The sequence below is a fragment of the uncultured Shewanella sp. genome, assembly GCF_947495455.1.
GTDB lineage: Bacteria > Pseudomonadota > Gammaproteobacteria > Enterobacterales > Shewanellaceae > Shewanella.
In genome coordinates this window covers 1-207 of record NZ_CANLZC010000325.1, presented here as the reverse complement: position 1 = coordinate 207, position 207 = coordinate 1, and the positions used below count along the sequence as shown (strand labels likewise).

Sequence of the window (207 nt, the reverse complement as noted above, 5' to 3'; positions counted from 1 at the left end):
TGGCTGGGATACCAGGATTCGAACCTGGGAATGCCGAGATCAAAACCCGGTGCCTTACCGCTTGGCGATATCCCAATAAAGCGTTTTAATTAACGTGATACTATTAAGATAATACACATTAACTTTAAAATAAATGGTACGGGAGGAGAGACTTGAACTCTCACACCTTGCGGCACCAGAACCTAAATCTGGCGTGTCTACCAATTC

Annotated in this window: 1 tRNA gene; it reads right to left on the bottom strand. The window is 44.0% G+C overall.

From position 1 onward, the window contains the following. Positions 1–75 (bottom strand) — tRNA-Gln (locus tag Q0791_RS25255). Positions 76–207 lie beyond the last annotated feature (132 nt).